15 protein-coding genes are annotated in these 19,469 nt (G+C 53.0%); 4 read left to right on the top strand and 11 right to left on the bottom strand.

Annotated elements, in window-relative coordinates:
• Window positions 1-39 precede the first annotated feature (39 nt).
• The 4 genes from KA369_03035 to KA369_03020 all read right to left on the bottom strand — a co-directional run bounded on the left by KA369_03035 (window position 40) and on the right by KA369_03020 (window position 5,485).
• On the bottom strand, window positions 40-585 hold the full coding sequence (locus KA369_03035) for a GyrI-like domain-containing protein (protein ID MBP7734928.1): 546 nt from the start codon (window positions 583-585) through the stop codon (window positions 40-42).
• Window positions 586-651: 66 nt separating this feature from the next.
• On the bottom strand, window positions 652-1,800 hold the full coding sequence (locus KA369_03030) for an acyl-CoA dehydrogenase family protein (GenBank protein ID MBP7734927.1): 1,149 nt from the start codon (window positions 1,798-1,800) through the stop codon (window positions 652-654).
• 230 nt (window positions 1,801-2,030) lie between these two features.
• Entirely contained in the window at window positions 2,031-4,154 is a 2,124-nt protein-coding gene (locus KA369_03025; GenBank protein MBP7734926.1) for an enoyl-CoA hydratase/isomerase family protein, read from the bottom strand.
• 23 nt (window positions 4,155-4,177) lie between these two features.
• Window positions 4,178-5,485: an acetyl-CoA C-acyltransferase gene (locus KA369_03020; protein MBP7734925.1), complete on the bottom strand. Its 1,308-nt coding sequence runs from the start codon at window positions 5,483-5,485 to the stop codon at window positions 4,178-4,180.
• Window positions 5,486-5,750: 265 nt separating this feature from the next.
• On the opposite strand from KA369_03020, the gene KA369_03015 reads away from it, so the two are divergent.
• From KA369_03015 to KA369_03000, 4 genes are all read left to right on the top strand, one after another.
• Window positions 5,751-6,473, top strand: coding sequence for a FadR family transcriptional regulator (locus tag KA369_03015; protein MBP7734924.1), 723 nt, complete (start codon window positions 5,751-5,753; stop codon window positions 6,471-6,473).
• 56 nt (window positions 6,474-6,529) lie between these two features.
• A complete protein-coding gene (locus KA369_03010) occupies window positions 6,530-7,567 on the top strand; it encodes a phosphoribosylformylglycinamidine cyclo-ligase (protein MBP7734923.1) in 1,038 nt (345 codons plus the stop codon).
• A 16-nt stretch (window positions 7,568-7,583) separates the two neighbouring features.
• Window positions 7,584-8,222, top strand: coding sequence for a hypothetical protein (locus KA369_03005; GenBank protein ID MBP7734922.1), 639 nt, complete (start codon window positions 7,584-7,586; stop codon window positions 8,220-8,222).
• A 204-nt stretch (window positions 8,223-8,426) separates the two neighbouring features.
• Window positions 8,427-9,932, top strand: a complete 1,506-nt coding sequence (locus KA369_03000) for a hypothetical protein (protein MBP7734921.1) — start codon at window positions 8,427-8,429, stop codon at window positions 9,930-9,932.
• 140 nt (window positions 9,933-10,072) lie between these two features.
• Here the strand turns inward: KA369_03000 and htpG are convergent, their stop codons facing one another.
• From htpG to KA369_02965, 7 genes are all read right to left on the bottom strand, one after another.
• Complete coding sequence (htpG, locus tag KA369_02995) at window positions 10,073-11,947, bottom strand: molecular chaperone HtpG (protein MBP7734920.1); 1,875 nt, start codon at window positions 11,945-11,947, stop codon at window positions 10,073-10,075.
• A 266-nt stretch (window positions 11,948-12,213) separates the two neighbouring features.
• Entirely contained in the window at window positions 12,214-12,582 is a 369-nt protein-coding gene (locus tag KA369_02990) for a hypothetical protein (GenBank protein ID MBP7734919.1), read from the bottom strand.
• Between the two features lie 176 nt (window positions 12,583-12,758).
• On the bottom strand, window positions 12,759-13,541 hold the full coding sequence (locus KA369_02985; protein MBP7734918.1) for an HAD-IIB family hydrolase: 783 nt from the start codon (window positions 13,539-13,541) through the stop codon (window positions 12,759-12,761).
• A complete protein-coding gene (locus KA369_02980) occupies window positions 13,541-16,174 on the bottom strand; it encodes an OmpA family protein (GenBank protein MBP7734917.1) in 2,634 nt (877 codons plus the stop codon). Before KA369_02980 ends, KA369_02985 begins: the two co-directional genes overlap by 1 nt.
• Before the next feature lie 125 nt (window positions 16,175-16,299).
• Window positions 16,300-17,001 (bottom strand): class I SAM-dependent methyltransferase, encoded by a 702-nt coding sequence (locus KA369_02975; GenBank protein ID MBP7734916.1) that lies wholly within the window; start codon window positions 16,999-17,001, stop codon window positions 16,300-16,302.
• Window positions 16,982-18,226, bottom strand: a complete 1,245-nt coding sequence (locus KA369_02970; protein ID MBP7734915.1) for a glycosyltransferase family 4 protein — start codon at window positions 18,224-18,226, stop codon at window positions 16,982-16,984. Before KA369_02970 ends, KA369_02975 begins: the two co-directional genes overlap by 20 nt.
• Window positions 18,226-19,464, bottom strand: a complete 1,239-nt coding sequence (locus tag KA369_02965; protein ID MBP7734914.1) for a glycosyltransferase family 4 protein — start codon at window positions 19,462-19,464, stop codon at window positions 18,226-18,228. Before KA369_02965 ends, KA369_02970 begins: the two co-directional genes overlap by 1 nt.
• Window positions 19,465-19,469: the final 5 nt, after the last annotated feature.

Here is a 19,469-nt window from a genome sequence, read left to right as displayed (position 1 = left end):
TCAGGGCATTTTTGTATGGGCGAATAATTATGGAGGGTATCAGTCTTTTTTTACCGGCATGCAATAGGTGATTGTCTTTGACTGATTGTCATAGATCTCCATGCCGAAATCCCCGGCAAAGGCTTTCTTCTTCCCGTATTCCGCCAGTTTCGGATATACCCTGGACGGCCCGATCATGTAGGAAAGAAAAGTCCTGATCGGGAATTCCGCCACTGCGCATTGCGTCTTATCGAAATCCTTGATTAATAATTCTTCCGGCATTGCTCCGAGCTTTTCAATGTCCGCTTTTTCCACGATAAAACCGCATTCGCTGCGAAGCTGGTCCTCTTTGACCTTGGCCGGGTCGTCATAATAGAGGCCCACGCCCTTCAATTTTTTTGTATCGAGCTTCTTTTTCAAAACCGCTTCAACCTCATCAAAGATAGCGCCGGTCTTATAATAGCTCCCGGTATGCTTCTTTAATACCATGGTGAAGGGACCTATTTCCTTTTCCGTGATGGTAACAGTGGTAAAGAACCCGCTATAGCCGATCAAGACCAGTATAGCCACGATAAGAACCGCCAGAATAATGATCACTTTTTTCATATTATACCTCCATCAGGTTATACTAAACATATGTATAGATTTATTATTTATCTGTCAATAACTTTTCTAGAGACCCATAGAGCGCGACACGATCAGTTTCATCACCTCCGATGTGCCCGCATAGATGGTCTGGATCCGGGCGTCCACGAAGAAGCGCGATATAAGGTACTCCGTGCAGTAGCCATACCCGCCGAAGAGCTGCAGGCACCGGTCCGCCACCTTCATGGCCATCTCGCAGACCCAGTACTTGGCCATGCAGGTTTCCCCGGTGACGTTTTTACCCGCCACATGGCTGTTGATCAGGGTATCCACAAAGCACCGCCCGGCGGTTATCTCCGACGCCAACTCCGCCAGGAGGAACTGGGTGTTCTGGAACTTCGACAGGGGCTTTCCGAAGAGCTTTCGCTCCTTCACGTAGTCGATGGTCATTTCAAGTCCCCGCTCGGCCGCGGCCTGGGACGCCAGGGCGCAGACGAGGCGCTCCTGCTGGAGCTTCTGCATGAGATAGATAAAGCCCTGTCCTTCCGCGCCGAGAAGATTTTCCGCCGGTATACGGCAGTCGTCGAAAAAGAGCTCGGAGGTGTCCTGCGCCTTCAGGCCGATTTTCTTGATAAGCTCACCCCGGGAAAAGCCCGGGGCGCCGCGCTCCACCACGAAAAGGCTCATGGCCTGGGCCGGCGCCGTGCCCTGGTCGCCGGTGCGGGCCGCCACCACGACCAGGTCGGAGAGGTGCCCGTTAGATATAAAGGTCTTCTGGCCGTTCAGCACCCAGGAGTTCCCGTCGCGCTTCGCCGTGGTCCTGATCGACGCCAGGTCCGATCCCGCCTCCGGCTCCGTCATGGCCACGGCGAGGATCGTGTCGCCGCTGACGCATCCCGGCAGCCACCGCTCCCGCTGCTCCTCCGTGCCGAAGGAATAGATGTAGGGAGCGACGATATCGTTATGGAGCGGCACGAAAAGGCCGCCGGCGCCGTACCGGGCCAGCTCCTCGGTGATGATGACCGAGTAGAGCCAGTCAGCCTCGGCCCCGCCGTATTTTTCCGGCGCCCAGGGAACCAGGTAGCCGTTATGGCCGAACTTCTTCCATATTTCCCGCGGCACGATGCCGTCCTGCTCCCACTGGGAATAGTTGTCACCTATCTCCTTTTGGATGAATCTCCGGAAGGTGTCCCGGAAGATCTGGTGCCCCTCGGTGAATTGAATCGTGCGATCCATAGAGTTCTCCTGGTGACCCCCCTGACCCCCTGAGGGGGCATGTAATATTATATTTAATGTCTGTCATCGCGAGTATTGAAGCTACAACTCTATCTCGAATACGAAAAAAACACCTGAGAAAATAAGATCGTATCGTTTTAAATAACAATATAAAGATTCAACCTGTCGCGATGACATGTATCAAAGAGCATCATTTTAATACACGCCCCCTCCGGGGGACGGGGGGCTGATTATTTATTTGAATAAAATCTCTTTCCCTTCGACGCCATGTCCCGGAGCATCCGGGCCGGAGTAAAACGCTTCCCATAGGTTTTTTCCAGCCCTTCCATGATCTTCACCACGGTCCCCGCCCCGAGGGCATCCACATACCTGAAGGGGCCGCCCCGGAAGGGCGGGAACCCCAGGCCGAGGATCGCCCCCATGTCGCCGTCGCGGGGCGACGCGATGATCCCCTCTTCCAGGCAGGTGACCGCCTCGTTAACCATCATGAGGCTCACCCGGTTCTGAACTTCCTCAACGTTTATTTTTTTCCTGGGTCCGCCCCCGACCAGGCCGTAAGCCTCCTCATTGACCGGCTTCTTCCCCTTCTTTTTCGGGATATCATAGCGGTACAGCCCCTTTCCGCCCTTGCGGCCGATAAAACCTTTTTCGGCGAGCACGGAAAAGTCAAAGGGAGGGACGATGCCCCGCGGTTCCAGTACCGGCTTCAGTTCCGTGACCACGTGGATCCCCACGTCCATGCCCACCTCGTCCAGGAGCGTCATGGGCCCCACCGGGTACCCGAACTGCTGCATGGCCCTGTCAATGTCCGGAAATTCCCCTCCCTCGGTAACGACGCGGACGCTTTCCATCAACATTGGTCCCAGTATGCGCGTGGTGTAGAACCCCGGGCCGTCCCTGACGATGATGCAGGTCTTACCCTGCCTGATGCCCAGCTCCAGGGCCGTGGCGGTCGCCCGGGGAGAGGTTTTTTCCGTCTTGATGATCTCAAGGAGCGGCATCCGCGGCACCGGCGAAAAATAGTGCATGCCGATCACGTTTTCCGGCCTCCTGCATCCCTGGGCGATGGATCTGATCGAAAGGGCCGAGGTGTTGGACGCGAAGATGGTGTCCCTGTCCGCTGCCTCCTCCACGGCCTTCACCATCTTCCGCTTCAGGCTGATGTCCTCGAAAACGGCCTCGATGACTATGTCCGTCCCCTTGAAGCGCGAATAATCGTCGCAGGGAACCAATTTCCCGTACTGCACGTCGCCCTCAAACTTCCGTAAAGCTCCAGACCGGACCTGCTTTTGCAGGCCCTTCCATATCTCATTCATCCCCCGGGCGGCGGCGTCGGCGCTCATGTCCTTCATAAGAATGGTATCGCAGATGCCGGTCGATACCGCGGCGATTCCGCTTCCCATGAATCCGGTTCCGAGGATGGCGAGCTTTTTAACGTCCTTTGCCCTGTCCTTGTGGGGATTCTTTTTCAGATCGGTTATGCCGAAGAATATCGTCATGAGGGATTTTGCCTCCGGCGACAAGACCAGCTTCACGAAGCGGTCGATGTCCTTCTCAACGCCCTTCAGCACACCCTTGCGCCAGCCGAACTCCACGGAGTCCACGATCTCCAGGGGTGCGGGATAGAGCCCCCTGGTCTGCCGCATCACCATCTGCCGGGCCTGCTTGAACACGATGCCGCGGCCGAAGGGGGATTCCAGGAAGGCGTCCGCCAGGGAACGCTTCCTCTTCCGCTTGAATCCCTTCTTCGCCAGCTCCATCGCCTTTTGTACGCCGATCTCTTTCAGGCCGTAGGGAACGACGATCTCGTCGATGAGGCCGATTTTCCTGGCCTTTCGTATCCGGACATTTTTCCCCGCCAGCATCAGGGGCAGCGATTCCCTGAGGCCGATGAGCCTCGGCAGGCGCTGGGTGCCGCCCCCGGCGGGCAGGAGCCCCAGCATGACTTCCGGGAGTCCCATCACGGTCTTGGGAGAATCCGCGGCTATGCGGTAATCCGACGCCAGGGCCACCTCGAGGCCGCCCCCCAGGCAGTTGCCATGGATGCAGCAGACCACCGGCAGGGGAAGGGAATCGATGCGATTCAGGATGTCATTGGCCCTGCTGATGTATGTCCTGATTTCGCTGTCTTTCTTCATGGCGATAACTTCATCGATATCGGCGCCGACCACGAAATTGTCCTCCTTGCCGCTCAGGATGACGACTCCCTTGACCTTTCCGTGGTCTATTTTTTCCACCATGGCGGCTATTTCATCCAGCAGGGCACTGGAGACCTTGTTCACTTTCGAGTCTTTGCAGTCAATGGTTATGACCGCAACCTGCTCCCGGGTGATTTCCATATGTATGTTTTTCATGGCTTTTCTCCTTGGTCCGGTCATTAGTACCGGGCGTTTTCGATAACAACGGCGCCCCCGATGGCGCCGGCGGCGCAGCCCGCGATGACCCCGAACTTTTCCCCTGATTCGATCAGCCTGTTGCAGCAGGTTGTCAAAAGCCTTGCCCCGGTGGCGCCGAAGGGATGGCCTATGGAAAGGGACCCTCCGTACTTGTTTAACTTGTCCATGTTGATCCTGCCCGCTTTCCCCGGCAGTCCCAGCTTCTCCCTGCCGAAGGAATCCGACTCAAGGCTGCGAATGACCGCCAGCATCTGCGCGGCAAAGGCCTCGTGGATCTCGAACACGCCGATATCGGAAAGTTTTATCCCTCCCTTCTTCACCGCCTTCGGTATGGCGAAGGCCGGTCCCAGGAGAAGCTCCTCCCACAGGTCCTGGCCGGTAATGGCCTGAGAGTGCATGTATGCTTTCGGTTTGAGACCCAGGGCCCTGGCCTTTTTTTCGCTCATGAGGAGAACAGCCGCTGCCCCGTCCGTGAGAAAGGACGAGTTCGCCGCCGTTACCGTGCCGTAACGCCGGTCAAAGGCGCCTTTCAGCCTGGCAAGGCTTTCCGCGGTCGCATCAGGGCGGGGACCGTTATCCCCGGTGATCGCCTTCACCTGTCCCGGAACCACGACAGGGACAATTTCATCCTTGAATTTTCCCTTCTTCATCGCCTCCGACGCCCTCCGGTGGGACATGGCCGCATAGGCGTCCTGGTCTTCCCGGGATATGCCGAGCCTTTTGGCAAGGCGGTCGGCGTTCTGCCCCATGATGAGGCCGGTCGAATATTCCCCCAGGGCCGGACGCTCCGGCACCACAAAATCCATGAGCTTCATTTTGCGGATAAGCTTGAGCTTTCCCCCCAGCGTCTTCGGCCTCTTGAACATGGTCATGTCCAGTATGAAACGCCGGTAGGCCGCGGAAACCTTGATCGGGGGATCGGAAAAGGTCTCGACCCCGCCGGCAATGACCGCGTCGGCGTCGCCGCAGATGATCATATTGGCCGCGTTGGCTATGGCCAGGCCGGCCGATATGCAGGCGACGGTATTGGTATGGGCCGGTATGGTATAGGGGAGCCCCGCTCCGAGCATTATCTCCCGCGCCACGTTGGTCGTTTTTACATCGGCCACTACCGTGCCCATGATAACATGGCCGATCTCATTGACATCCATGGGGATCTTCGATACGAGGCCCTTGACCGCGTATCGTCCGATTTCCCATCCCATTATGTCATGGTATCCTGTTCCGGATCTCTGGAACGGTGTTCTGCAGCCTTCAATGATGGCGATACGGGACCCTTTAGCTGCCATGGCATGCCTCCTCCAAACGTGGTAAATATCGGAATGTAAAAAATGGAAAAATTATTGACATACAGTATTACAAAGTATATATGTTTGTAATACAATAAGTCAATAAAAAAACAGCAGAAAATACCAAATTAATGACAATTTATCGTTGATGCTGGAGCCTACTAATTAACATATTGTAACCGAGTTGACGATTGATGGGGCGCTGCCCCTGGATGCCGCGCCTCAACCGTGTATATTCATAACGCCCAATGACAGAGATAACGACATGGTCCTGAATAGAATCGAAAAATCCCCCGATCTCCCGAGCCTGGTGGCAAAACAGATAATCGAGCACATCATCTCGGGAGCGCTCAAGCCCGGAGACAAGCTTCCCTCCGAACATGACATGACGAAAAAATTCGGCATAAGCCGCATTTCCCTCAGGGAGGCGATGAAGCTCCTCGAGGCGAAGGGATATATCGAGTCGCACGGCCGCAGGGGAAAGTTCGTCAAAGTCGCCGGCGGCCTGCCGCTGGAAACGACCATCGGCGAGCTCATTTCCGTTGACCACAACAAGATATGGGAGCTCCTCGCAGTGCGGCGTCTCATCGACTCCGAGGCGGCGCGCATGGCGGCCCTGAACGCGACCAAGAGCCAGGTCGCCCTCCTGAAGCGCTTCAAGAGCGAGGCTGATAAAATGGGTATGGCCGCCCTTCTTCTTTCCAAGGAAGGAGGCAAGCTCTACGCCCGTTTCTACGACGACCTTGCCGACGCCACCAACAACACGATCTTCGCTCACCTCATGAAATCCATCTCATCACTGCTGAAGGGAGCCCTTCCCTACAGCAGGCAGAAGCTGATCGGCGTCGCCGGCGCCTCGGAGCACTTCTATGCCCAGCACCTGAAGATGATAACGGCCATTGAGCGGGGAGACGCCGAAGGCGCCAAGGCCTCCGTCATCGAGCATATAGACTGGCTCGAGAAAACGCTGAAGAAAATACTCAAATAATTCTTGCCTTAATTCCCCGTTCCAATTATTAATCCACACTATTGTGCGAGGTCACCATGGGTCTAACATACAAGGATTCCGGCGTTGATGTCGAGGGGGGGAACAATTTCGTCAAGCGCATCGCCCCCATCGTTCGGTCCACCTTTTCCAAGCGAGTGATAACCGACATCGGCGGCTTCGGGGCCCTTTTTTCCGGCTCCTTTCCCGAATACGCCGATCCGGTCCTGGTTTCCGGCACCGACGGCGTGGGCACGAAGCTGAAAATAGCCCAGCAGATGGGCAAGCACGACACCATCGGCATCGATGCCGTGGCCATGTGCGTCAACGACATCGTCGTATCCGGGGCGAAGCCCCTGTTCTTCCTCGACTATATCGCCTGCGGCAGCCTCATCGAAGACGTCATGGTAGACATCGTGAAGGGCCTTGCCGAAGGATGCCGCCAGGCGGACTGCAGCCTCGTGGGAGGCGAGACCGCCGAGCATCCCAATGTCATGGCCCCGGACGATTATGACATCGCCGGCTTCGCGGTGGGCGTGGTCGACCGCAAGAAGATCATCAACGGGAAGACCATAGCGCCGGGCGACGTTATCATCGGCCTCCCCTCGTCGGGAATACACTCCAACGGATATTCCATGGTGAGAAAGCTCTTCTTCGACATGAAAAAATGCGGTGTCGCCGACAGGATCGACGAGCTGGGGAGCGACCTCGGCTCTGCCCTTCTCACTCCCACGAGGATATATACGCGCAGCATCATCGACTGTATCTCCTCCGGCGTTGAGCTCAAGGGCCTGGTCCACATCACCGGCGGCGGCTTCTACGAAAACATTCCCCGCATCCTGCCGGATAATGTCGCCGTCACTATTGACCTTTCGTCCTTTGAATTGCCGCCCATTTTCAGATTGATCCGGAAAGAGGGCGGTGTCAGCGACAGGGAGATGTATACTACCTTCAACATGGGGATCGGCATGATGATCTTCGTTGACAGGTCACAGGCGGACAGGGCAGTGGAGCAGCTGAAACAATCGGGAGAATCCCCCCGTATTATCGGATCGGCAATCGATCTGGCCGGCGATCGGGTGATATTGCGTTCATAAAGAAAGGATGGCACCTATGAAAAAAATCGTATTCATACTCGTTTCGTTATCACTGATCGGATGCGGCCTCCCCAAGAACCTCAGGTCCGTCGACGAGAAGGACAGCTCGGTCATCGGCATTTCAATCCGCACTTTGACGCTCAAGATTTTCAACAACAAGCCTGAAACGGTATATTTCGTCAAGCTTGATGAAAAGGACGAGAATAACCTGGGAAACAAGATCATACCATCCAATTACGCCCGGGGCGACTATGTCTATCTCATCAACGCCCGGCCGGGAAAATACGCGGCGGTGGCGTCATTTTTCACCCAGACCGACAATAGCTACAACAGCTTCTATGACGCCGCTATCATCAGGAGCACCGTCATAGACGTGGGTTCCAACCAGGTCGTCTTTGCCGGCAAGCTTTCCATTGAAAACAGGATGAAGAATCTTTACCAGAACATCGAGCAGAACGGCGACAAGGCGCAGCTGCACTACTACAATTTGCTGAAATCCTTCATGTATGGGACCTTTTACTGCGGCACGTATTCCACCTTTGAACGCACAAAGGATCAGGAAAATGATTTTCTCCTGAATACAAAAAAATATTTCAGGGATTCAGAATGGATGCCCATAATTGACAAATGCCTTGAGGTAACGGAAAAAAAATAGCCCCTGCAGGGGCTATTTTTCATAGATTGATTCCCCGGTAGTATTATCACAAAATATCACTTTTGGCACGGTTTTGTCAAAGTCTACTTATTTGCATTGATATGTATAATCCCGCTTAAATAAAAATGTTTGTTACAAAAAAATGTTTGATTTATTTTAGCTGATTTGGAACATCAAATATAAAAATTTTTTGGAGGATTATTTATGCTTAAAAACCGAATTTTCGGGCTTTTCCTCCTTGCGGCATTCATTTTTTCAACAACCGCCCTGTTCGCGCAGGCAAAACCGCAGGATAAGAAGGCCCAGGACAAGAAAGGCGTAGAACTGATTGAACCCGTCAAAGCCGAAAAACCGAAAGGCAAAGAGAAGATAATGCTCTTCAATGGCGAATATTTTAAAGTTCAGCTCTATGGCTTTGTCAAGATGGACATGGTTTACAATTCAAACGATGTTTTCAATGAATCAGGACCGTTCCGTGTTGAGAACCAGGTGCTCTATCTGAATCCTACTGCGCCTACCGCCATATTAACAACCGGTACCGTAGGAACGCCTCTTATTTCATTGAAAAAGACGGCAGCCCAAAGGGACGGTTCATTTGTAATCGACATGCGCACCTCCCGCCTGGGCCTCAACCTCACCGGACCCAAAGCGATCGGAGCTGACACAAAGGCAAACGTCGAAATAGACTTCTGGGGCGGCACAGCCGTTTCCGGTTCCGGCGCCCGCCAGGGGATACCGATGATCCGCCACGGTTATTTACAACTCGACTGGAAGACCGACATGTATTCCGCGTACCTTGTTTTCGGCCAGACCTGGGGTGTGACCATGTCGATACCGGCAGCGCCGGCAACCCTGACCTACGTTCCTTACGGCGAGAACGGCAACATCTTTATCCGGGAGCCGATGATATGGTTCGGCCAGAAATTCGGCAATGACAATTACAATTTAGTGCTGGACCTGGCCGCGGCGCGGGTCTTGAGCGGCGCCGATACCGGCACAGCCACCGACCTGTATCCCGGCGTTAATGGCGGCCAGGCTGACAACCGCGGACCCGGCGAGGCAAGCAAGCTCCCCGGCGGTCGCGCCCGCCTCTACTTCACAATAAAGCCGAACGATATATTCAGCATGACACTGGGAGGCAGCGGCCATTATCAGTGGGAAAGACACCCCTTGACTTTTAACAACATAGCAAACAGGAATCTCTGGGGAACCGGCGCTCCCATTACTGCCGTTCAAGCCGCGCTGTTAAACCAGAGATGGGCACGGCTGACAAGGTCCTATGCGGCTCATGCTTTCGGAAAAATCCAAATATCCCTTGTCACCTTCGTCGGCGCGTACTGGCGCGGCGTCAACATGGACTCCTTCACCTGCGGCCTTGGCCAGGGCACTGTTGAGAATCTCTCGAGCACAAAAATTCTCGGCGTAAAGATGCAGGGCGGCTATGCCCAGGTTCAGTTCGACCTGAGAAAGATCGGCCCGATTCCGATCCTGCTGGTAGCCGGTTACGGCGGAAGCATGAAAAGCAACACCAGGAATATCGCCTTCGGCAATATCCTCTGGAACGAAACAATCAATGGATCGGCACAGTGGTTCCTCAATGACTATGTCTGGGTCGGATTTGAATATGCCCGCCACCAGACCAAATGGAAAGGCGATCTTGGCAGCGCCATCGATCACCGGTACCATACTTCCGCTGCCTTCACCTTCTAACTATCAAAAACAAATTGATAAAAAAAGACGGCCCGTTGGGCCGTCTTTTTTTATCTCTTGATCTTTTTATTATTTTCGTTATATACGCTATTGAGCCCTATCCGTAAAGACTTACCATTGAATTCAATACCGGTTACTTGTTATAGCGCCTTGCCCATGACGCGGTTCAGCCGCTTCACGAACTCGCTGGGGCTTTTCAATTCAACCCCCTCGATGAGAAGGGCCTGTTCGAGGAGGAGATGGCTGATGTCCTCGACGACGGCCTTATCATCAGCGGTTTCCAGCTTCTTTATTATCTCATGCTCCGGGTTGATCTCCAGTATCGGCTTGAAATCTGGCATGTTCTTCTGCCCCATGGCCTTGAGCAGGTGCTGCATCTGCACGGTCGGGTCGCTTTCATCAGCCACGATGCAGGACGGGGAATCGCTGAGGCGCGTGCTCGCCTTCACGTCCTTGACCTCCTCTCCCAAGACGTCCTTGATCTTCTTGATGAGCGGCTCTATCTCCTTCTCTTTTTGCTTGTCCTCCTCGCTCTTCAGGCTTTCGGCCGCGTCGCTCCGGTTCACCGATTTGAGGTTTATGTCCTTGAATTTCGGCACAGAGGCAATGATGATATCATCGACCTCGTCATCCATGACGAGCACTTCTATGTCCTTGTTCTTATACATTTCCAGGAGCGGTGAATTTCTCAGGTTCCCCTCCTTGGCGCCGGTAATATAGTAGATGGCGTCCTGGTCCGGCTTCATCCGGTCCTTGTACTCATCGAGGGTCGTGTACCCATCTACCGAGGTGGACTTGTACATCACCAGCTCCAGGATTTTTTCACGGTTTTCCATGTCCTGGTAGAGGCCTTCCTTGACGGGTATGCCGAATTCCCTGTAGAACTCATTGTATTTTTCCCGATCGCTTTTCTGGAGCTTCGACAGCTCATCCAGGATCCGCTTCACCGACGAGGTCTTTATCTTCGCCAGCACGCGGTTCTGCTGGAGGATCTCCCTGCTGACGTTCAGCGGCAGGTCCTCCGAATCGATCACCCCCCGGACGAAGCGGAGGTACACCGGCATCAGCTCCTTGTCATCGTCGGTGATGAATACCCGTTTCACATACAGTTTAATTCCCGCCTGGTAGTCGGCCCTGAAGAGATCGAAGGGGGCGTGTTTCGGTATGAAGAACAGGGTCGTGTAATCGAGTTTTCCCTCTGCGTGGGTATGGATCCGAAGCAGCGGCTCGTCCATGTCGTGGGAAATGGATTTGTAAAACTCGTTGTAATCGTCGTCCTTGAGCTCCGACTTGGGCCTTTTCCATAGGGCCGACGCCGCGTTGATCTGGTCGGTCTTCGGCTCCTTTATTTCCTTTTTCTTGTCGTCTTCCCCTTCGTACCGCGTGCTTTCATAGTGCAGAAATATCGGGAAGGGTATGTGGTTTGAATATTTCTTAATGACCGTGTCTATCTGATACCGGCTGGCGTATTCCTCCCCTTCCTTGTTCAGGTAGAGGGTGACGGACGTTCCCTGGGTTTCCCGTTCCGCGTCCTGGATATCATATTCGCCTTTCCCGTCGCTGGTCCACTTGTACGCCTTGTCCTCACCCGCCTTTCTGCTGATGACCTCCACCTTATCGGCCACCATGAAGGAGGAATAAAATCCGACGCCAAATTGGCCTATCAGGTTGGAATCCTTGCGGGCGTCCCCGGTGAGCTGCTCGACGAACCCCCTGGTCCCGGACCGGGCGATGGTGCCCAGGTTCTCCTCCAGGTCATGGTCGCTCATCCCGATGCCGGAATCGGCTATGGTCAGTGTCTTTTCTTTTTTATCTTCGAAATAAATGTCGATCCGGGGCTCAAAATCCATGCCCTTGTAGGCCTCATCCGTGAGGGTCAGGTATTTGAGCCGGTCAAGGGCATCAGAAGCGTTTGAAATGAGCTCGCGCAGGAATATCTCCTTGTGCGAATAGAGAGAGTGAATTATAAGATGCAGAAGCTGGTTGACCTCTGTCTGAAATTTGTGTTTTGTCATGGAATTCTCCTTAATATATAAGAATATTTTATAGTGTTCGATTTCCTGAAAATGACACATAAAACCTCAGGAATATGATGCACATCAAAATTTCAAATAAACCAAATGACCAGGTTACCATACTACATGCCGATCGACTGTATCAAATCTACCATTTAATTTATCAGATAATGTCGATTTTTTTCATGTTACAAAAATTTTACGGAACTGTAAAAAGAAGAAGGTACCGGCGTTCTGCCCCTTGTAGACATTGAATATCTTCATAACTAAGATTCACGAAAAAGAAAAAAGCTTCCCAGCGAAAGCACGATATAGACCAGGGCAATGATAATATTCAAATAATACCCCACTGTCACTTCGTAGGGCGCCTTGCTGATTTCATGAGCTGCCTGAAGGTAGATAACATCAACCAGGTACAGAATATTCAGGATGACACGAATTGCCATGGCAATAAGGCCCGGGATGTATACGGTAACGATCATGACCAGAACGATCCCCACCATATAATGGGCAATCGGGTTATTGATGTAAAAATAAACATCAAATATGCGGTACCGCGCCATGGGAGCGACCACGGCCGCAAAGGCGATGATGGTGCTGATCACTATCGCTTTTTCGCATATGTTAATCTCCATGAAATGTTCAAGCAGCTTGCGGCACAGTTGCCTTAACACATTGAACACCCATGTGATTACGCCAATGAGAGCGTTTATGAGAGATTTCATGGATCTTCCTTTATTCCGTAATATTATTGGGTAACTATTACCTTTGCATCGTCATGACAGGTATGCGGTCACAAATGCGCGTACCATCAATTATCGCCGATGATAGACAGGATCGCCTTACTGAAGCCTTCCGGTCCCGTTCCCTTCATTTTTCTGATATTGTCCATGGCAGTCCCGATTATTGTTCCGTCCTTTCGTCTTACCGCAACGGGAATATCCACGACCCTGAACATGGGAACGTCATTTTCGTTGTCCCCGATGCCGATTGTCACGATCCCGGCTACATGTCTATCCCTGTAATAATCAATAACCCGCATTATAGCCGATCCTTTGTCCGACCTTGCCGAGAGGAAATGGTAGAACCGGCCGCCCTTTGTTATCGACAAACCCATCCTGATCAAATCGCCATTGATCCTCTCCAGATCTTCCCCGGAAATGTTTCTTCCTGATGGTACAAGGAAGGGAAGGGATGTCAATCGCTTCCTTGACAGGAGCGCCCTTTCTCTGGAAAGTCCGGTACATTTCATTATCTCTTCAACGTCCATGTCCGTGATGAACAGGACCGTCTCTCCCAGGAGCGCTTCAAGGACCGTTCTCTTTTCCTTCAGCTCAGAAGCGGCCGTCCCGATATATTCGGGGTCTTTCCTTGCTTCGGGCCACACAATACCGCCGCCGTTTTCAAATATAAAGGGCCCCTCCAGATTCAACTCATGGTGCAGGGTTTCCATCTCCACCAGCGTCTTACTGGAAACCAGGATGAGAGGAACGGCGCGCCGTTTCAAAAGGGCCAGTCCTTCCCGGGCTCCATGATACTCATAGGTGTCATGATCAAGAAGCGTGCCGTCCAGGTCGGAAAAGACCAGGTACATTATTCGGCGACCCTTTTGATCAGCATGAATTCAACACGGCGGTTGCGCCGCCGATGCTCATCGCTGTCATTGGGATAGAGCGGCACCGTCTCCCCCATTCCCACATATTTCAGCCGGTCAGGAGGTATACCCCTTCCCAGAAGATAGTCGTTCACCGCTTTTGCCCTTCGCTCCGAGAGCTCGAGGTTGTACTCTTCCTTGCCGATGTCGTCGGTATGTCCCTCGATGAGGACGTCATAGCTCTCATACTTCTGCAGTATCTGAAAGACCCGGTCAAGGATCACCTTTCCCTTGTACTTGATTTCATTGCTGCCGAAGGGAAATTCGATATTGCTGATTCTTATTTTCAGCCCCCGCTCGGTTACCAGGACCAGCACGTCCACTTCCAGACGGTCCGGAGAGGATACCCCCCTGTTCCCGGCCATGTCCGTGGCTTCGAGAACGATGGTGTAATCAGCGGCTGATTCGACGATGTCCAGGGTGTCCCCGAGACCGTCCCAGAGAATCTCCCCGGGAACGGCGCCGTTGCCGGAGAATGTCTTGAAGGATTCACCGGATGAATCATAGACGATGATCCTCCAGCTTTTAATCCCCGTGCTGTCTTTCGCCCATGGCTCAATCTTCAACAGGTCGTTTTCACGGTCCCCGTCAGGCGAAAACAGGGAGGGCGAATGAGATACCGAAAGCTTCGGCGGGGTGCTGTCCACGGTAAACATCTTGTTAAAGGACTCAGGCGTGTTGCCGCTCTTGAACACGGCGATGAACCTGACATAATACACGCCGTCATTGAGACGCGCCCCGTCCTTGTCGGTGCAATCATAGGTCAGCATCTTGTCGATCGAATTCGTCCCGCTGATTTCTTTTATAATCTTCATTCCCGCATTCTGTATGAGGATTTTCCACTCCACGAGGCCGTGCGTGCTTGACAGGGCCGGGAATATTTTCAAGGGCGTCTCTTTGGCGAAAGAAAAATACTCCGGTGTCAGGGTGATGTCGGCGATCTCATATTTACGGGTAAGCGTGATGGAGTTGATGTCCGCATGGGCCCTGTTGCCGGCATTATCAGCGCAGGAGATGGAATAGCTGTACAGGCCCTCGGGAGCGTCATCGCCTGAATCGGTCTTCCCGTCCCATACGACACGGGCCGGCACGGCATTGCCTGCCCAGCTGTATTTCTTGACCACATTCCCCTGTGAATCTTTAAAACAGGCAGACCATTCATCCTCGGGCGATGATTTTATTTTCTGCACAATCGTATAGATATCCTTCCTGCCATCCTTATTGGGCGAAAACAGATCGTCGCTTTTTTCCAGGACAACCTCGGGTGGAGTATTGTCAACATAGACATAACCTGATTTCGTGGCCGCAATATTGTCCTTTTCATCCCATGCCGTAAAGGAATAGCCATATCTGCCGTCGGGCACGGTTTTCCCTTTCACATCGGTGCCATCCCAGATAATCCTTTCGGGAACGACCATCGATTCACGCTTTTTAAAAAGCCTTTTAAAAAATTCCTGTGCGGAGAGCCGGTCGCTGATGTCCCGTTCCGATATGGAATAATCCTTGATGATCTGGGATCCGGCATCCATGATCTGGAGCTTCCATCCCTTTATCCTGCTCCTGTCAAAGACGCTGAGATTGAACAGGACGTAGTCTTTCGACCCGTCATGATTGGGAGAGATATCGTTTTTATCCGCCCCGATCTCCGTTTCGGGAGGTTCCCGGTCCAGTTTGCCATATTCAAAATTGACGCCGATATAATGGGTGTACTTCATGTTTGGATAAAAGTTGAGGGCATAATTCAGGGAGCCCTTGAAACTCTCCGTATCGATTTTCAGACCGAATCCTGTGGTGAAGTTTCCGCTGTTATAGGCATGGGGGATCACATAGCCCCCCCTGATGATAAGAATATTGAAGATCTCCGATTCAATGCCGAATTTAAGAGGGAAGTCCCGATAATTGAGCACCGTGAAATCATTATATAATCCAAGCGAGAACTGCTTGATATGGAAAAACTTGAAGCTGTAACCGAGGGTGATGGCATTCATATCCGCATAGCTGCGATGGCTGCCAAAGGGATACCCGAAATTGACAGAAAAACCTATCCGCGGGTCATGGATACAGAAGCCGTAGCGCGCTGCCGTGCCGGGGAATTTATAAATGAACCCGAGATTCCCGCCGGTGTAAAACGATTTTCCGCCGTTCTTCCCGTATACAAAATTCAGGGAAAAGCCCAGCATCAGCTGCCTCGTCAGGTCACGGGCGCTTCCCACGCTCACGCTGTAGCCTTCCTTGATATCAATGGCGCTGCCGGGGAACTTCATGTATCGGAAGAAACCCCCGAATACGCCGTATGAGGTCGGTACGGCCAGGGAAAATCCGCCATCGTAGTATTTCGTGGGCAATGGAAGGGACCCGTACTGGAAGCTTGCCCCGATCCGCTCGGAATCGGCGATGGAGGCGGGATTCAGATAAAACTGCTCGGTCCCTGACGATGTCACACCCGTCCCGGCCCGGGCGAGGGACTCAGCCGAATTGCCGAAAAGGTTGATCTTTCTACCCCGGTACGGCTTGGCCCCTTCCGACGCGGTCCAGCACATCAAGACAATAATTGCAACAACGATACGTTTCATTGATACCATGGTCTGGAGGAATTCAATTTTAAGACAGAGATAGATGAAGCGTATTCACATAGCAAGTTATTTTTTGTTATTTACAGAGACCCTTTGACTGGTTGTCCGGCGCCTGCGATGAGCCGCTATTTTTTCCAGGCGTAGATGACCACGCTCTTAGGGAAAAAATAATCAAAGAAGGACTCCGCTTTCCTGACCATGTTTGAATAAAGCCCCAGGTGAAGAAACTTGTGGTAGGCCCTTGTCAGGGGATGGTCGCTCAGGTGAAGCCCCACCACGGACCGGATCATCCACCAGATGGTATGGAAGGAGTGCTTGAACCCTATGGCATACACTTCCATGCCGTTTCGCCTCATCATGGCCGCGAGGTCGCCGGGAAAATAATTACGAATATGGCCCCCCGGCGAGGTATAGTATTCATAGGTGAGAAGATTATACATGTGCTCGCTGAAAACAGTCGGCACGGTTATGGCGATCCTGCCGTTTTTCTTGAGTACGCGCGACAGCTCCCGGCAGGCCAGGTCGTCATCCCTGACATGCTCCATGACCTCGGAACAGATGATCCTGTCGAAGGATTCGTCCTTGAAGGGGAGTTTCAGGGCGTCACCGGAATGGACAAGGTAGCGCACCTCGCCGCCCTTGACATGCTTTTTCATCTGGGTCAGGGAAAAGCGGGTCTTCCGGAGGCTCTCCATGTCCATGTCCATGCTGTACACGGTGGCGCCGCGGGACACAAACTCCAGGGAATGCCGGCCGAATCCGCATCCCGCGTCAAGAACGATGTCGCCCTTTCTGACAGTGAGCCTGTCAAAGTCCACGGTGAGCATTGATCACCTCTTCGTACATGGCGACCAGCTCATGGGCCGCGTTCTCCCAGGTAAAGACTTCAAGGACCCGTTTCCGCGCAGCCTTGCCCATCTCCCTGCGGAGATCGGGGTTATCCAGGAGAAAATCTATGCCCTCGGCTATGGCTTCGGCGTCGCGGGGCGGCACCAGGTATCCGGTCTTCATGTGCTCCCCCACCACTTCAGGGAGGGCTCCCGCTGTCGTGGTCAGAACGGGAAGCTCGCAGGCCATGGCCTCGGCCGCCGGGAAACCGAACCCCTCGTAGAGGGACGGGAGGACGGCTATCTCATTCCTGGAATAGAGACGTATCAGCTTGTCAATGGGGATCTTTCCGGTGAAGGTCACCCGGCCGTTGAGGCCGAACTTGTCGATCAGGTTCGGGACCGTGCTCCGGTTGGGGGCCCCGCCGTCGACGATAGTAAGGCTTACCTTGTGCTTGGTCAGGGTCATGGCTTTCAGGAGATAAATAACGCCTTTCTTCCTGTCCTCGACATTGCCGACGAAAATAATGCTGTTTTTCTTCTTCTGCACGCCCTTGACGGGATAGAAAAGGCTCGAATCCATCCCGTTGTAAATGACGTTGATCTTCTTCTGGTTGACCCCGAAGGCCTTGTTTATTTCCAGGGCCGCGTTATGAGAGACGGTTATTATCCGATTCATCCGGTTCGCGACAAATTTCTGCATCAGCAACGGATAGTACAGGATCCGCCTCATCTTGATATTGAAATCCGAGGGATACTCGAACCAGGTGGAGCGGTCAATGGAGAGGGGATGATGTATCGTTGATATAAAGGGAACTCCCAGCCTCTGGATCAGGAGGAACCCGTATCCAAGACACTGGTTGTCGTGAATGATATCATACTTGTGCTCTTTAAGAAGCTCTTTCAATTTAAAAAATGCGCGCACGGAAAATGTTTCAATTTCAGGAAAGATACCCATCTTGGCGGCGACGAATTCATAAAAATTCAGGGGCTGGAGGGTCGCGAAGGGCTTATGGGGCTTTATGAAATCCTTTTTCTTATTGAAATAGTTATGGTTGCTCACCCGGTGAATGATAACGCCTTCCTCGTCAAAGGGATAGGGAGGACCGGCAATGACGTGCACTTCGTGTCCCAGTTTCACCAGCTCGCGCGCTATGTACATGACATAGATTCCCTGTCCGCCGCAATACGGATTACCACGATAGCTTAACAGACATATTTTCATTATGCTCTCCTGTACTTGTTGATAACATCACGGTATACTTCAAGAGTGTTCCTCGCCGCCACGGGCCAGGAAAAATTATCCTCGGCTCTTTTCCTTCCGTTCTTGCCCATCCGCCTTCGTGCATCGGCGTCCTTGAGAACGCCCATGATGGCGTCCCTGAGGGCCTTCGCGTTGCCGGGCTCCACCAGGACCCCGCATGACGTGTCCACCACTTCCGGAAGGGCGCCGGCCCTGGTGACGACTACCGGCGTTTCACAGGCCATGGCCTCGGCCGCCGGCAGACCGAAACCCTCGTACAGGGACGACATGACCAGGACCGCGGCCCTGCTATAAAGGCTCACCAGCGTCTTCTGGTCCACCTTGCCGGTGAAGGTCACGCGCTTCTCCACGCCGACCTTCCGTATCAGCTCAGCGGCGTTCTTTTTCAGCGGCGGCCCCTCGTCAACGATGGTCAGCCCTATGCCCTCGGGGAGCTCAGCAAGGGCCTCCAGCAGAAAGAGGATCCCTTTCTTATGATCCTCGGTGTTACCCACGAAGAGTATGGTGCTGGTGTCCCGTTTTTCGCCGGTGTTCCTGAAGCTTTCCACGTCCATGCCGTTATATACGACGGATACCTTTTTTCTGCTCAAACCGAAGGCCCGCTTCAGTTCATCGATCCCCTCATTGGATGATGTGATGATCCTGTCGAGGCGATTGATGACAAAGCGCTGCATCATCAGGGGATAGAACAACACCGTCGTGACCAGTCCCCAGAAATCCTTGTCCATCATCAAATCGGCATCGCGGTCGCGTGTCAGGGGGTGGTGTATGGTGGATATGACCGGTATGCCGAAACCCTTCATGAACAGAAGGCCCCATCCAAGGCCGTTGACATCATGGATGATGTCATAGGTCCGCTTCTTTAAAAGCCGGCGAATCTTGAAAAAAGCCCTGATGCTGAATGTTTCCATTTCAGGAAAAATATGAAAACGGGTCAGGATATAATCGACGAAATTCCAAAGTGAGTAGACGCGCTTCAGCCGATCGTACCCGAATTTCTTCGTCTTCACCATCCAGATATTTAGGTTCTCGATTTTATGAACCGCGGCCCATTCTTCCATAGGGTCCGGATAGGGCGGCCCGACGACAACATCGATTTCAACACCCATTCGTGCCAGCTCGCGGCTCAGATAATAAAGATAAATACCGAGGCCTCCGCAAAAGGGACTGCCACGGTAGCATAACAGCAAAACCTTCATGAATA

It is taken from the genome of Spirochaetota bacterium, from assembly GCA_017999915.1.
Taxonomy (GTDB): Bacteria; Spirochaetota; UBA4802; order UBA4802; family UBA5550; genus RBG-16-49-21.
This window is presented reverse-complemented; position numbering and strand designations above follow the sequence as displayed.